Source organism: Streptomyces alboniger, assembly GCF_008704395.1.
GTDB classification, from domain to species: domain Bacteria; phylum Actinomycetota; class Actinomycetes; order Streptomycetales; family Streptomycetaceae; genus Streptomyces; species Streptomyces alboniger.
In genome coordinates this window covers 6,874,758-6,886,392 of sequence record NZ_CP023695.1, presented here as the reverse complement: position 1 = coordinate 6,886,392, position 11,635 = coordinate 6,874,758, and the positions used below count along the sequence as shown (strand labels likewise).

The window sequence follows — 11,635 nt, the reverse complement described above, 5'->3', positions numbered from 1 at the left end:
CTAGTCCTTCGGGAGGAGCGAGCCCAGCGGGCCGAGGTCCAGGTTCAGGTCCTCGGCCCGCAGACCGTACCGGTCGCGCAGCTCGGCCATCCGGTCCTCCAGGAGCATCAGCGTCAGCCCGATCCGCTCCTCCTGGTCCTCGGTGAGGTCACCGGTGTCGAAGCGGCGCACGGCCTGACGCTCCATGAGCTGGCGCAGCAGCTCGATGATGGTCAGGACAAGTTTCACCAGGTCCCGCTCCACGGTGTCCGGATCGAGGTCCATGCGTTTGCGGTCGCCGCCATCCATGGGTTACTCCAATTCCGGCCACGGTGAGGGCACTTGTTCGTTCACCGAGCTGATCAGTGCGTTCAGGTCGATGCGTACGAGGTCGACGTCCGCGATCCGCAGCGTGATGTCGCCCTTGATGACGACCCCGCCCGCGAGAAGGCGGTCGAGCAGGTCGACCAGGGCTATTTCACGGCGCTCGACGACCGTCATCGGGAGCGCCCCGCGTCGTCGGCGCCCGTTTCGTCGTCGGCGGTGAAGGAGTAGGCCGCCCAGGGGCCCGTCAGCTCCACCCGCAGACCGGAGGAGTCCCCCTCCTCGTCCTTGGTGTGGTCTACGAGTTCGACGAACTCCTCGGAGTGCGCGCGGGGCACCAGATAGGCGGCGTTGAGGATGTTCCGCCCGGGCGCCTTGGAGAGGGACGAGTTCTGCGGGGCGTGCAGCCTGGAGTCGTCGGCCCGGCGCGACAGCTTCTCGTGCAGGGCCTGGGCGAAGGCCTCGGCCCGCTGCCAGCTCTCGTCCTGGGCGGTCTGCCGGCTGCGCCGCTGGCGCAGATAGTCGCGCCCCGAGAGCGGCTTGCTCGGCGCCCCCTCGGCGGGCCGCTCCCGCGAGGACTCCTCGCTCTCCAGATGAACCTTGACGCCCCATTCCACGCATCCGTCGATCCGGTCGAGGACCCGCCGGAAGCGGTCCGCTCCCTCCTCCAGCATGGCGCGCACGCCGCTGTCGTCACGGAATACGGTCGCGAGCCGCAGCGGCAGCGGGCAGGTGACGCTGGTCAGCGCCGCGATCACCCGCTGGTGTGCGCGGGCCGTGTCGGAGAGCCAGTCCAGGTCCTCCAGGTGCCTGCGCAGCGGCTCCTCCGCGAAGTCCCGCTCCGGCACCGGGCCCACCACGGCGATGAGGCCTTCGTGGGCGAGCTGCCGGGGCGGCACGCCGCCGACCCCGGTCAGGTCGGCGGCGAGCGGCGCGTCCAGCGGACGGCAGACCGCGTAGACGTACCGCAGTTCCTCACTTGCGAGGCTCACGTGACTCCTTCTCGGCGGGCTCCAGGACGCCCTGTGACTCCAGTTCCTCCAGGCGCCGCCTCAACTCCGCGTTCTCCTGGGAGAGTTCCTTGTGGCGCGCTCCGGACGAGAGCGCCGGGTCCTGCTCCCACCAGTCGATGCCCATCTCCTTGGCCTTGTCGACGGAGGCGACGATGAGGCGGAGCTTGATGGTGAGCAGTTCGATGTCGAGCAGGTTGATCTTGATGTCGCCCGCGATGACGATGCCCTTGTCCAGGACGCGTTCGAGGATGTCCGCGAGGTTGGCCCCGCCGCCGCTGCTGCCGTAGGGGCCGGGCAGGCCGCCGCCCGGGGAGGCCGTCATCGGCTGTCCCGTCCGCCGTCGGCCGACTCGGCGTACTCGCGACGCTTCTCCTCGTCGACGTCGGCCTCGTCATCGACCTCGCCGTCAGCCTCGTCATCGACCTCGTCCTCGTCGACTTCGCCGTCGGTCTCTTCGTCGTACTCGGCCTCGGGATCGTCCTCGGGCTCGTCGTCTTCCTCCTCGGCCTCTTCGTCGTACTCGGCCTCGGGCTCGTCGAGTTCCTCCTCGGGCTCGTCCTCGTCCTCGTACTCCGCCTCCGGCGCGTCCTCGCGGTCTTCCCTGTCCTCGCCGTCCTCGCCGTCCTCGTCGTACTCGACCTCGGGGCGCTCCTCCTCGGACTCCTCATCGGCCACGGCGTCCTCGTGACTGCGGACGACCTCGCCGTCGCGGATCTCACCGCGCCAGCCGTCGCTCGCCTCGCCGCGCAGCGTGATGTGCCGGGCGAAGTGCTTGAGGTCGAGGCGTGCCCTGCGGCCCTGGGCGCGCCAGATGTTGCCGGTCTTCTCGAAGAGCCCCTGCGGGTAGTACTCGATGACCAGCAGGACCCGCGTGAGGTTCTCCGCGAGCGGGTGGAAGGTGACGGCGCCCTTCGCCGTCCCCTTGGCCCCCTCGGACGTCCAGGTGATCCGCTGGTCCGGGACCTGCTCGGTGGTGTGCGCCTTCCAACTGCGCTTGGACCAGAAGACCTTGAGCTTCCAGTCGATGTCCGTGTCGCTCGCGACGGTGGCGTCCTCGACGCCCTTCGCGAAGGTGGAGAACTCCTGGTACTGCGTCCACTGGTCGTACGCCTCACGGACCGGGACGCCGACGTCGACGTACTCCAGGATGACGGTGGGCTTCTTGCCCGCGCCGCCCTTCTTGCGCTTGCCGCCCCCGACGCCCTTGACGGCGTCGGTGACCTTCTCCTTCAGCCGGCTGCCGCCCAGTTCCAGCGCACCACGCACCGGACCCTTGCCCTCGGCGACCTTCTTGCCCGCGTCCAGCGCGAGCTTGCGGAAGCCGGGGCTCTTGCCGTCCGCGATGTCGTTCAGCTTGACGGTGGCGTCGCCGAGCCGGTGGCCCACGCCGATGAGCATGCGCTCGACCTGCGCCATGAGGTAGGCCTGCGCCTCTTCCTTCAGGCGGTCGGCGGCGGGGCTGCGCGTGATGTTGCCCAGGGGTGACTCAGCCACGGTCGCCTCCCTTCGCCCGGCCGCCGCCCGTGCGGGACGCCGAGGCCGTCTTGCGGGCGCCGCCGCGAGCCGCCGAAGCCGACTTCTTCTGGGCGGTCTTGCTCTGGGCGGTCTTACTCTGGCCGGCCTGCTTCGGGACGGCCTTGCGGGCCGTCTTCTTCGCCGCGGTCTTCTTCGCCACGGTCTTCCTCGCGGCCGGCTTCGTCTCCGACTTCTCCTCCGACCGCGATTCGGAGTCGTCCTGCGACCGCGGCTCGGACTTCGACGATGACGGCCTCTTGGCGGCCGTCTTCTTACGCCGCCCGGCCGACTCGGGCTCCGCGTCCTCTTCGTCCCGGGCCGCGTCCTCGTCGTCCTCGTCGTCCTCGTCGTCCCGGGCCACGTCCTTGACGTCGTCCGGCGCCACGCCGGAGATCCGGTCCTGGACGTCGAGGGTGCGGTCGTGCAGCCGGTCGGCGAGGCCTTCGAGCTGACGGTTCAGGAGCGATCCCGTGGCGGCCTTGCCCACGCCCCGCAGATCCTCGCGCAGCTGATCGCCGATCTCCTTGAACTGCGGGTTGTTCTCCAGCTGCTGGGTCACCAGCGACCCCAGCGCCTTCGGGCTCAGGTTCAGCCGCTTGCCCGCGACCATCGTGCCGACGGCGAACGCGAACTTCGCCTTCTTCGTGCGGCCGAGGACGTATCCCGCGCCCACGGCAAGGCCCATTGCCAGTCGGTTCATTGTCTGAAGTCCTGTCCTGTGCTGTGTTGCAGCCGGTCGAGGAGTTCGTCCTCGGCCCGTTCGAACTCGTCCTCGTCGATCTCGCCCGCCTCCAGGCGCTGCTCGAGGCGGGCGAGTTCGCGACGGATGGCCGAGGGGTCGTAGTACTGCCGCTCCGCCTCGTCGACGACCTGTCTCAGCACCCAGAGGGAGCCACGGGCCGGGGCCAGCGGCAGCATGAGCAGTTCGCCGATGAGTCCCATGGCGTCACTCCGCCGGTCCGGCGGGGCCCGGGTCGACGAAGCTGTACGGCGGCAGCGGGCCGTGCACCGTGAGTTCCAGGTGCGGCTGGGTGGTCCGGAGTTCGTCCACCGCGGCGACGAAGCCCTCGGCGGACTTGCGGCTCACCAGGAACGAGATGTTGGCGAGCCAGCCGGTGCTCTCGGGCCCGTCGGCGACCGCCTCGGCCGTCGGCTCCAGCGCGCGCCGCACCTCGACGGCGTCGCTCGCCTCGCGGGCCCGCACCGCGGAGGTGACCGCCTCACCGAGCTGCAACTTCTGCTCCTGGCTGCCGCCGCCCTGGCGCTGGTTGGCCTCCACCATGGCGCGCAGCTCCGGGTTCTCCGCGAGGACCTGGTGCAGCACCGCCTGTTCGTTGTGCGTGGCCTTCACGTTGTACTCGACCTTGCCGTCGAGGGTGCGCAGCCGTTCCGTGTAGTGGTCGGCGCGCTCCCCGAGCACGGATACGACGGTCTCGTCGTCCGGCGCGAGGCTGCCGAAGCGCATCGGGAGCACGGAGCCCGCGGCGCCCGCCTCCGAGAGGACGTTCTGGTGGGCGAGCAGGTCACGCCGCTTGGGCTTGAGGTCCTCGGGGGCGTCGCTCACAATCGCGGCGAGTTCACCCTGCTTGAGGATGCGCACGGGGCACGCCGGCTTCCCGATGCCCTCCATGCCGTCCGGCAGGGCCGGGTGGGAGCTGTTGGCGATGCCGTAGACGTAGGTGGTCACTCCTTCTCCTCCTTGCGGCGCGAGGTCGTGGACCGCCGGGCCCGCGGGCGCTCCTCGGTCTGTCGCTGGCCTTCCTCACGGGACTGCTTGAAGGCGTCCGATATGGTCTCGGCCGCTCCGGAGAGCGCGCCCTTGGACTTGCCCTTGGCGCCGGACTCGGTGATCTCACCGACGAGGTCCGGCAGGCCGGGGTCCTTCTTCGGCCCGGATTCCAGGTCGAGGCGGTTGCACGCCTCGGCGAACCGCAGATAGGTGTCGACGCTCGCGACGACGACACGGACGTCGACCTTCAGGATCTCGATACCGACGAGCGAGACGCGTACGAAGGCGTCGATGACGAGTCCTCGGTCGAGGATGAGCTCCACGACGTCGTACAGGCCACTGGAGCCGCCACCGCCGCCGGACTGTTGTGCCGGGACTACGGTCATACCGACTGAGCCTCCTTGCTGTGGGTCCGTTACTTGTTGCCTTGTTCCGTTACTTGTTGCGGGAGTCGGAACGTCCGCGCTCGTAGCGGCGGATCCGCCGGTAACCGGTCAGCTCGCCCTGCGGGTCGAGCCGCACCTCGTACGTCGCCAGCAAACTCATCGTGTCCGGGACGCGGGCCAGTTCGAGCACCTCGATCTCCAACAGCCAGCCCTCGTCGGTGCGTTCGAAGGACGACACCGATTCGGCTGTCATGCCGGTCAGCTCGGCGAGCTGGGTCTGCGCGGCCCGCAGAACTGCCATGGGGCCCGGCAGTTCGTTCTGCGCGGCGTCCGATGTCTTGTTGTTCTTCTCGCTCTGCGTGGTGTCCGTTGTCTTGTCGTCTGTTGCCTTACGTGACGTATTGGCCATGTTCACCTCCCGGTACGTGTGTCCCGGAGGCCCTTGGCCAAACCTCGCCTCAACCACGCAGGGCGCGCAGCTTGCGGCGGGCCGGTCCGAGGGCGCGTCCGTTGCGCGGGACGCCGGCCCACGGGTCCGTGCGGGCCTGTTCCAGGGCGTTCTCGATGGTCCAGCGGCGGGCGTGTACGGCGGGGTCGTCGAGCTGTTCCCAGGCGAGCGGGACGGCCACCGGGGCGCCGGGCTCGGCCCGCACGGAGAAGGGGGCCACCGCTGTCTGCGCGTACCCGTTGCGCTGCACGTCGAGGTAGAGCCGGTCGCCGCGCGCCTCTTTGCGGGCGGCCGTGGTGAGCCGCTCGGGGTGCGCGGCGGCGAGCGTGTCGGCGACGTCCTTGGCGAAGTCGCGTGCGTCGTCGAAGTCGTGGCGGCCGTTGAGGGGCACGACGACGTGCAGTCCGCGTGAGCCGGTCGTCATCAGGGCGGACGGCAGGCTCATGTGGTCGAGAAGCTCCCCGAGCAGCCGGGCCGCGTCGCGCACGGCGCCGAAGTCGTCCTTCGCCGGGTCCAGGTCGAAGACCAGCCGGTCGGGGCGGTCGATCTGGCCGGTGCGGGAGAGCCAGCGGTGCAGGGTGAGACAGGCCTGGTCGGCGAGGAAGAGCAGCGTGGCAATGTCGTCGCACACGGTGTGCGTGACCGTGCCGTCCTTCTTGGCGACCTCGGCGCGGGTGATCCACTCCGGGTAGTGGTCCGGCGTGTCCTTCTGCATGAAGCGGGGGCCCTCGACACCGTCGGGGTGGCGCTCCAGCATCAGGGGGCGGCCGCGCAGGTGGGGCAGCATGTAGGGGGCGACGGACCGGTAGTAGTCGAAGAGGTCCGCTTTCGTGTAGCCCTTCCCCGCGCCCTCGCCTTGCGTACGGCCCTCGCCTTGCGTACGGCCCTCGCTGCTGTCCTCGCCGCCGCTTCTTTCCCTGCCGCCGCCGTCCTCACCGGCCGGGAAGAGGACCTTGTCCGGCCGGTGCAGCTCCACGGTGCGGCGGCCCGCCCGCACCGTCCGTACGTCGCTCATAGGCGTTTCCTTCCGCTCGGGTCACCGGGTCGGACGGACTCATCGGGTACCCCGGGACGGCCCCGGTAGTCGCCCCGAGCCCCCTGCCGCGGTGGTGTTCACCCTGGTCGGCAGGGTGGCTGGCACCACCGGGAACCAGGGGGACGGCGGGCGTGTCCGGCAGCGCCCCGGCCGGGAGGATCGAAGGCACCGAACGGCACTCCCGCATCCACGACCCTCAGTGAGGCCCGCCATGACGCACGACTCAGACCTGCGCTCCGGCCCGCGGCACACCCGCCCCCGCCCCAGCCCCCGGCCGTCGGCGCCGCTGGCCCGCGTGCTCCCGAAAACGGACGAGCCGCCCGCTCCCGCGCCCATCAGGGCGGCCTTCGCGCTCTGGCTCACCGCGGTCGCCGCCGGTGTCTTCGAGACGGTGCTCGCGGTGATCGGGGAAGTGGCCGACGGCGACGCGTCCACCGGTGACCTCGCGGGCGGTCTCGCCCTGCGCGTGGCCGTGTACTCGGCGGCCGTTCTGGTCGCGGTGCGGATGCGGCGCGGCGGGAACTGGGCGCGGCTCACCCTGGCGGGCGTTCTCGGCGTCTTCGGCACGCTGTCCCTGGTCGTCGAGCCCGCACGCCGGCTGGCCGACGGGCACCCGGTCGGCGAGGCCTTCCGCGACCTGGACGCCGTGGACGTCCTGTTCGGCGGCAGCCGTCTGCTGCATCTGACGGCCGTGCTGACGGCGGTCTTCCTGATGTTCCGCCCCGCGGCCAACGCGTGGTTCAAGAGGACGGCCCGGTGAGCCCCGAGCACCGCCGCGCGGAGGTCACCGCACCACCCCCTCCTCCACCAGCAGCCGCGCCGCCGCGGCGATCGACTGGGCGTCGATGCCCGCCGCGCGCAGCTGCTCCTCGGGCGACGCCGAGCCGGGCATCGTGCGCACGGCGAGCCGGACCAGGCGCGGCACCGGGCCGCCGTCGGTGAACGCGTCGAGGACCGCGTCGCCGAGGCCGCCCTCCTCGCGGTGGTCCTCGACGGTGACCAGGCATCCGGTGCGCGTGGCCGCCTCGCGCAGGGTGCGGCGGTCGACGGGCTTGACGGAGTACAGGTCGATGACGCGCACCGGAATGCCCTCGGTCTCCAGCAACTCCGCGGCGGCCAGGGCCTCGTGGACGGTCACCCCGGCGGCGACGAGGGTGAGACGGTCCGCGTCGGAGGAGCGCAGGACCTTCGAGCCGCCGATGGGGAACTCCTCGCCGGGGCCGTAGATGACGGGCGTGTTCCCGCGTGACGTACGCAGGTAGCGCACGCCGTCGAGTTCGGCCATCTGGGCGATGAGCCGCCCGGTCTGGTGGGCGTCGCACGGGTACAGGACCGTGGAGCCGTGCACCGCGCGGAACATCGCCAGGTCTTCGAGGCCCATCTGGGAGGGGCCGTCCTCGCCGATGGCGACGCCCGCGTGGGAGCCGACGAGGTTGATGCCCGCGCCGCTGATCGCCGCCATCCGTACGAAGTCGTGGGCGCGCGTGAGGAACGCCGCGAACGTCGACGCGTAGGGCACCCAGCCGCGCGCCGCCATGCCGACGGCGGAGGCGACCAGTTGCTGCTCGGCGATGTAGCACTCGAAGTAGCGGTCGGGGTGTTCCTTGGCGAAGTACTCCGTGCGTGTCGAGTCGCCCACCTCGCCGTCCAGGGCGACCACGTCACCGCGCGCGGTGCCGAGCGCGGCGAGCGCCTGTCCGTAGGCGTCGCGGGTGGCGATGTCCTCGCCGACCTCGTGGCGGGGCAGTTCGAGGTGACCGGCGCGCTCCGCGTGCAGGGTGCGCGCCGCGGCCGGCTTGCGCACCTCGACGCGTACGTCGCGTACGCCGCCCAGCTCCTCGATGGCCGACTCCGCGTCCGGCAGCGGCTTGCCGTGCAGCCCCTCGCGGTTCTCGATGGAGGCGACGCCCCTGCCCTTGAGGGTGCGGGCGAGGATGACGGTCGGCTGCCCCGCGGTGGAGCCCGCCTCCTGGAAGGCGCGGTCGATGGCGTCGACGTCGTGCCCGTCGGTCTCGACGACGTGCCAGTCGAAGGCCTTGAAGCGGTCGGCGTAGGCCTTCAGGTTCCACTCGTGGCGGGTCGGTCCTCGCTGGCCGAGCCGGTTGACGTCGACGATCACGGTGAGGTTGTCGAGGTGTTCGTATCCGGCGTGCTCGGCGGCCTCCCAGACGGAGCCCTCGGCGAGTTCGCTGTCGCCGCAGAGCACCCAGACGCGGTAGGGGATGCGTTCGAGCCGCTTGCCGGAGAGTGCCATGCCCACGCCGACGGGCAGGCCCTGCCCGAGCGAGCCGGTGGCGACCTCCACCCACGGCAGGGCGCGGGGTGTCGGGTGTCCCTGGAGGCGGCTGCCCTCCTTGCGGAAGGTCAGCAGTTCGTCGTCGGTGAGCGCGCCCGCCGCCTTGTACGCCGCGTAGAGCAGCGGGGAGGCGTGGCCCTTGGAGAGGATGAAGCGGTCGTTGCCCGGATGGTCCGGGCGGTCGAAGTCGTAGTGCAGATGGCGGGCCATGAGCACCGCCATCAGGTCGGCGGCGGACATCGACGAGGTGGGGTGCCCGGAGCCGGCGGCGGCCGCGGCGCGGACCGAGTCGACGCGCAGCTGCTGGGCGAGGGTGGAGAGGTCACTGCTGGTCATGAGGGGGTCTCCTTGCTGTGCGGGGCCGCCTGGGCGTGGCGGCCCTGGGGGTCGCGGTCCGGCACGGGCGTTCGGGCCGTCTTCGGTGCCGCGGGGCCCGTCGGCGCGGACGTCCGGGGTGTCCGGGCTGTCTTGGTGTCCGCCGGGAGCGGCGACGAGCGGACCGGGCTGGGCCGGGGGTCGCCGAGCCGGGCGTCGCCGAGCCGTACGCGGCCGACCCGCGCGTCCCGGCGCGGCGGTGCGGCCTCCAGGAGCCAGTCTGCGGCGCCCCGGACGCGATCGCCCGGCATGACCGCCAGGTGGTGGCCGCGCGCGCGGGCCGCGGCGACGCGTCCCGCCGTCACGGCTGGGCACCGGGCGGCCCGGAGGCGGCGACGGCCATGTCTGCGCCGGGAAGGCCGAACCTGTCGGGCCGGCCGGACCTGCCCGGTCGGCCGTGGCCGCCGGGCCGGGGTGTGCGCCGCACGGTGACAGGCGGACCCGGCTCCGACAATGACGGTGCGGGGTCGGCTCATGGTGCGCCTCCGGCGGGGTCGGGTCCGGCGGGCTCGGAACCTCCGCGTGCCCCGGCCCGGCGGACGGCAAACTCCGGATCCGAGGGCGCTCGGCCCGGACCGGCGGGCGCCCGGAAGCAGAGGAGGGCGGGCGCCCGGGAGCAACGCCGCCGAGGGCCGAAAACCGAGGTCCGGCACGCTTCGGACGCCGTTTGCCGCCGCGTCACGGGGTTACCCGGAGCCGTATCCGACCCGTTTCCCCCCGACGCACCGGAGGCGCATCCCCACGCTCCCGGCCGCCGCGCCCTGCGCGCGCGCCTGTCCCGCGCCCGCGCCCGCGCCCCCGAACCCCCGCGCACCATGAACCGAGGAAGCCCCAGATGAAGGACGCAGTCGCGATCGAACGGCCCGTCGTCTCCGCGTACACGGTGCCCGCGGACGCACCCGAGGCGGACGGCACCTTCGCCTGGGACACCACGACGGTCGTCATCGTCGAGATCACCGCGGGCGACGCGACGGGCACCGGCTGGACGTACGCGCCCGCATCCGTCGCCGCGCTCGTCGACGAGCAGCTCACCCCGGCCGTTCTCGGCCGGGACGCCCTCGACATCCCCGCGGCGCACGACGCGATGACGAAGGCGGTGCGCGACACCGGGCGCCCCGGCGCCGCGGGCCGCGCGATCTCGGCGGTCGACATCGCGCTGTGGGACCTGAAGGCCCGCCTCCTGGAACTGCCGCTCGTACGTCTCCTCGGCGCGGCCCGCGACGAGGTTCCCGTCTACGGCAGCGGCGGCTTCACGACGTACCACGACACGCATCTGGCGGCGCAGCTGAACGGCTGGGTGCACGGCCAGCACATTCCGCGCGTAAAGATCAAGATCGGCGAGCGGTGGGGCCGGGCCGCGGGCCGCGACGTGTCGCGGGTGCGCACCGCGCGTGACGTCATCGGCCCGCAGGCCGAGTTGTACGTCGACGCGAGCGGCGGCTATACGCGCAAGCAGGCCGTACGGGTAGGCAGGGTGCTCGCCGAGCACGGCGTGGGCTGGTTCGAGGAGCCGGTGTCATCGGACGACCTGCGGGGCCTCGCGCTGGTCAGGGACGCGCTGGTGTGTGACGTGACGGCGGGAGAGTACGGCTACGACCTGCCGTACTTCGCCCGCATGATCCCGTCCGTGGACTGTTTGCAGGTGGACGCGACGCGCTGCGGCGGCCTCACCGAGTGGCTGCGCGCGGCGGCTCTCGCGCAGGCGCACGGCCTGGAGGTCTCGGCGCACTGCGCGCCGCACGCGCATGCCGCGGTCGCCGCGTGCGTGCCGAACCTGCGGCACATCGAGTGGTTCCACGACCATGTGCGGATCGAGTCGATGTTCTTCGCCGGGGCCCTGGACCCGACCGGCGGCGTCGTGCGCCCGGAGGGTGGCGTCGGGCACGGCCTGGAGCTGCGCACGGCCGAGGTGGAGGAGTTCCGGGTGGTGTGAGGCCCCGGTCCCCCGGCGGCCGCACACGGCTCCCGGCGACCGCCATCCCGCGTCAGCGCTCGTCGCGCCGCGGCGTCTCGGGGGCCCCGGCGGGCGCCGCGGGCACGGAGGGCGGCATCGGCGGCGGTGCGGGGGTGCCCGGGGGAACGGCCGGGGCGGCGGGCCCGTCGCCCGTGACGCCCGCGGGGCGCGTGACACCCGGAGCCCCCGCGGCCCCCGCCGGATCCGCGTACGGAGCGGCGGCGCCGGGGTGGGCCGCCGGGCGCTCGGCGCTCGGGCGTGCCGCGTTGCGCAGCAGCATCGCGGCGACGGCGAGTAGCGCGCCGACGATCAGGGCCGCCGCCCAGTCGGGCAGCACCAGGGCGAGCGCGAGACCGACGGCGAGGGCGACGGCGGCACCCGCGTAGAACGCGGTGGCGCCGGATCCGGCGTAGAGCGTGGCCTTGCGCCGCTGCTTCTTGGTCTGCTCGCGCAGTTCCTCCCGCAGTTCGCTGCGGATCGTACGGACCAGCTCGTCGGTCAGGGCCTTGTCGAACGGCTGCTTGTCGAGGCCGGTCTGGGGTTTGTCGAAGCCAGTCATGGCGCCCCGGGTACCCGTGGC

The 11,635-nt window shown here is 72.3% G+C and carries 16 protein-coding genes; 2 read left to right on the top strand and 14 right to left on the bottom strand.

Features of this window, described 5'->3' with window-relative positions; genetic code table 11:
* Genes CP975_RS30250 through ligD form a run of 11 tightly spaced genes read right to left on the bottom strand, consistent with a single transcriptional unit; the run spans position 1 to position 6,409 of the window.
* Complete coding sequence (locus tag CP975_RS30250; RefSeq protein ID WP_030789790.1) at positions 1-288, bottom strand: gas vesicle protein K; 288 nt, start codon at positions 286-288, stop codon at positions 1-3.
* Positions 289-291: 3 nt separating this feature from the next.
* Positions 292-480, bottom strand: coding sequence for a gas vesicle protein (locus CP975_RS30245; RefSeq protein ID WP_030789793.1), 189 nt, complete (start codon positions 478-480; stop codon positions 292-294).
* Entirely contained in the window at positions 477-1,295 is an 819-nt protein-coding gene (locus tag CP975_RS30240) for a GvpL/GvpF family gas vesicle protein (protein WP_246201684.1), read from the bottom strand. The genes CP975_RS30245 and CP975_RS30240 overlap by 4 nt, the downstream gene beginning before the upstream one ends.
* Positions 1,279-1,638, bottom strand: a complete 360-nt coding sequence (locus CP975_RS30235; protein ID WP_055528615.1) for a gas vesicle protein — start codon at positions 1,636-1,638, stop codon at positions 1,279-1,281. Before CP975_RS30235 ends, CP975_RS30240 begins: the two co-directional genes overlap by 17 nt.
* Positions 1,635-2,810: an SRPBCC family protein gene (locus CP975_RS30230; protein ID WP_055528616.1), complete on the bottom strand. Its 1,176-nt coding sequence runs from the start codon at positions 2,808-2,810 to the stop codon at positions 1,635-1,637. Before CP975_RS30230 ends, CP975_RS30235 begins: the two co-directional genes overlap by 4 nt.
* Entirely contained in the window at positions 2,803-3,531 is a 729-nt protein-coding gene (locus CP975_RS30225; protein ID WP_055528617.1) for a hypothetical protein, read from the bottom strand. The genes CP975_RS30230 and CP975_RS30225 overlap by 8 nt, the downstream gene beginning before the upstream one ends.
* Entirely contained in the window at positions 3,528-3,773 is a 246-nt protein-coding gene (locus tag CP975_RS30220; RefSeq protein WP_055528618.1) for a gas vesicle protein GvpG, read from the bottom strand. The genes CP975_RS30225 and CP975_RS30220 overlap by 4 nt, the downstream gene beginning before the upstream one ends.
* A 4-nt stretch (positions 3,774-3,777) precedes the next feature.
* Positions 3,778-4,518: a GvpL/GvpF family gas vesicle protein gene (locus CP975_RS30215; RefSeq protein ID WP_055528619.1), complete on the bottom strand. Its 741-nt coding sequence runs from the start codon at positions 4,516-4,518 to the stop codon at positions 3,778-3,780.
* A complete protein-coding gene (locus CP975_RS30210; protein WP_030789826.1) occupies positions 4,515-4,946 on the bottom strand; it encodes a gas vesicle structural protein GvpA in 432 nt (143 codons plus the stop codon). Before CP975_RS30210 ends, CP975_RS30215 begins: the two co-directional genes overlap by 4 nt.
* A gap of 49 nt (positions 4,947-4,995) precedes the next feature.
* Positions 4,996-5,355: a gas vesicle protein GvpO gene (locus CP975_RS30205; protein WP_055528621.1), complete on the bottom strand. Its 360-nt coding sequence runs from the start codon at positions 5,353-5,355 to the stop codon at positions 4,996-4,998.
* Between the two features lie 49 nt (positions 5,356-5,404).
* Positions 5,405-6,409, bottom strand: coding sequence for a non-homologous end-joining DNA ligase (gene ligD / locus CP975_RS30200; RefSeq protein WP_055528622.1), 1,005 nt, complete (start codon positions 6,407-6,409; stop codon positions 5,405-5,407).
* 232 nt (positions 6,410-6,641) lie between these two features.
* Here ligD and CP975_RS30195 point away from each other — a divergent pair, with 232 nt between their 5' ends.
* Positions 6,642-7,190, top strand: a complete 549-nt coding sequence (locus CP975_RS30195; RefSeq protein WP_055528623.1) for a hypothetical protein — start codon at positions 6,642-6,644, stop codon at positions 7,188-7,190.
* Positions 7,191-7,214: 24 nt separating this feature from the next.
* On the opposite strand, the gene CP975_RS30190 is transcribed toward CP975_RS30195, so the two are convergent.
* Together CP975_RS30190 and CP975_RS30185 are read right to left on the bottom strand one after the other, a co-directional pair.
* Positions 7,215-9,062 carry a transketolase gene (locus tag CP975_RS30190; RefSeq protein ID WP_055528624.1) on the bottom strand — a complete coding sequence of 616 codons (1,848 nt, stop codon included), beginning with the start codon at positions 9,060-9,062 and terminating at the stop codon, positions 7,215-7,217.
* Positions 9,059-9,406 carry a hypothetical protein gene (locus tag CP975_RS30185; protein WP_055528625.1) on the bottom strand — a complete coding sequence of 116 codons (348 nt, stop codon included), beginning with the start codon at positions 9,404-9,406 and terminating at the stop codon, positions 9,059-9,061. Before CP975_RS30185 ends, CP975_RS30190 begins: the two co-directional genes overlap by 4 nt.
* Before the next feature lie 530 nt (positions 9,407-9,936).
* Between CP975_RS30185 and CP975_RS30180 the strand changes: the two genes are divergently transcribed.
* Positions 9,937-11,034, top strand: coding sequence for an enolase C-terminal domain-like protein (locus tag CP975_RS30180; protein ID WP_055528627.1), 1,098 nt, complete (start codon positions 9,937-9,939; stop codon positions 11,032-11,034).
* A gap of 52 nt (positions 11,035-11,086) precedes the next feature.
* Here the strand turns inward: CP975_RS30180 and CP975_RS30175 are convergent, their stop codons facing one another.
* On the bottom strand, positions 11,087-11,614 hold the full coding sequence (locus CP975_RS30175) for a phage holin family protein (protein ID WP_150477566.1): 528 nt from the start codon (positions 11,612-11,614) through the stop codon (positions 11,087-11,089).
* Positions 11,615-11,635 lie beyond the last annotated feature (21 nt).

Excerpts from the sequence above, each read along its gene's own strand:
- CP975_RS30250 (WP_030789790.1), bottom strand. The coding sequence starts at position 288 with ATGGATGGCGGCGACCGCAAACGCATGGACCTCGATCCGGACACCGTG.
- CP975_RS30245 (WP_030789793.1), bottom strand. The coding sequence starts at position 480 with ATGACGGTCGTCGAGCGCCGTGAAATAGCCCTGGTCGACCTGCTCGAC.
- CP975_RS30235 (WP_055528615.1), bottom strand. The coding sequence starts at position 1,638 with ATGACGGCCTCCCCGGGCGGCGGCCTGCCCGGCCCCTACGGCAGCAGC.
- CP975_RS30225 (WP_055528617.1), bottom strand. The coding sequence starts at position 3,531 with ATGAACCGACTGGCAATGGGCCTTGCCGTGGGCGCGGGATACGTCCTC.
- CP975_RS30220 (WP_055528618.1), bottom strand. The coding sequence starts at position 3,773 with ATGGGACTCATCGGCGAACTGCTCATGCTGCCGCTGGCCCCGGCCCGT.
- CP975_RS30210 (WP_030789826.1), bottom strand. The coding sequence starts at position 4,946 with ATGACCGTAGTCCCGGCACAACAGTCCGGCGGCGGTGGCGGCTCCAGT.
- CP975_RS30205 (WP_055528621.1), bottom strand. The coding sequence starts at position 5,355 with ATGGCCAATACGTCACGTAAGGCAACAGACGACAAGACAACGGACACC.
- ligD (WP_055528622.1), bottom strand. The coding sequence starts at position 6,409 with ATGAGCGACGTACGGACGGTGCGGGCGGGCCGCCGCACCGTGGAGCTG.
- CP975_RS30195 (WP_055528623.1), top strand. The coding sequence starts at position 6,642 with ATGACGCACGACTCAGACCTGCGCTCCGGCCCGCGGCACACCCGCCCC.
- CP975_RS30190 (WP_055528624.1), bottom strand. The coding sequence starts at position 9,062 with ATGACCAGCAGTGACCTCTCCACCCTCGCCCAGCAGCTGCGCGTCGAC.
- CP975_RS30180 (WP_055528627.1), top strand. The coding sequence starts at position 9,937 with ATGAAGGACGCAGTCGCGATCGAACGGCCCGTCGTCTCCGCGTACACG.
- CP975_RS30175 (WP_150477566.1), bottom strand. The coding sequence starts at position 11,614 with ATGACTGGCTTCGACAAACCCCAGACCGGCCTCGACAAGCAGCCGTTC.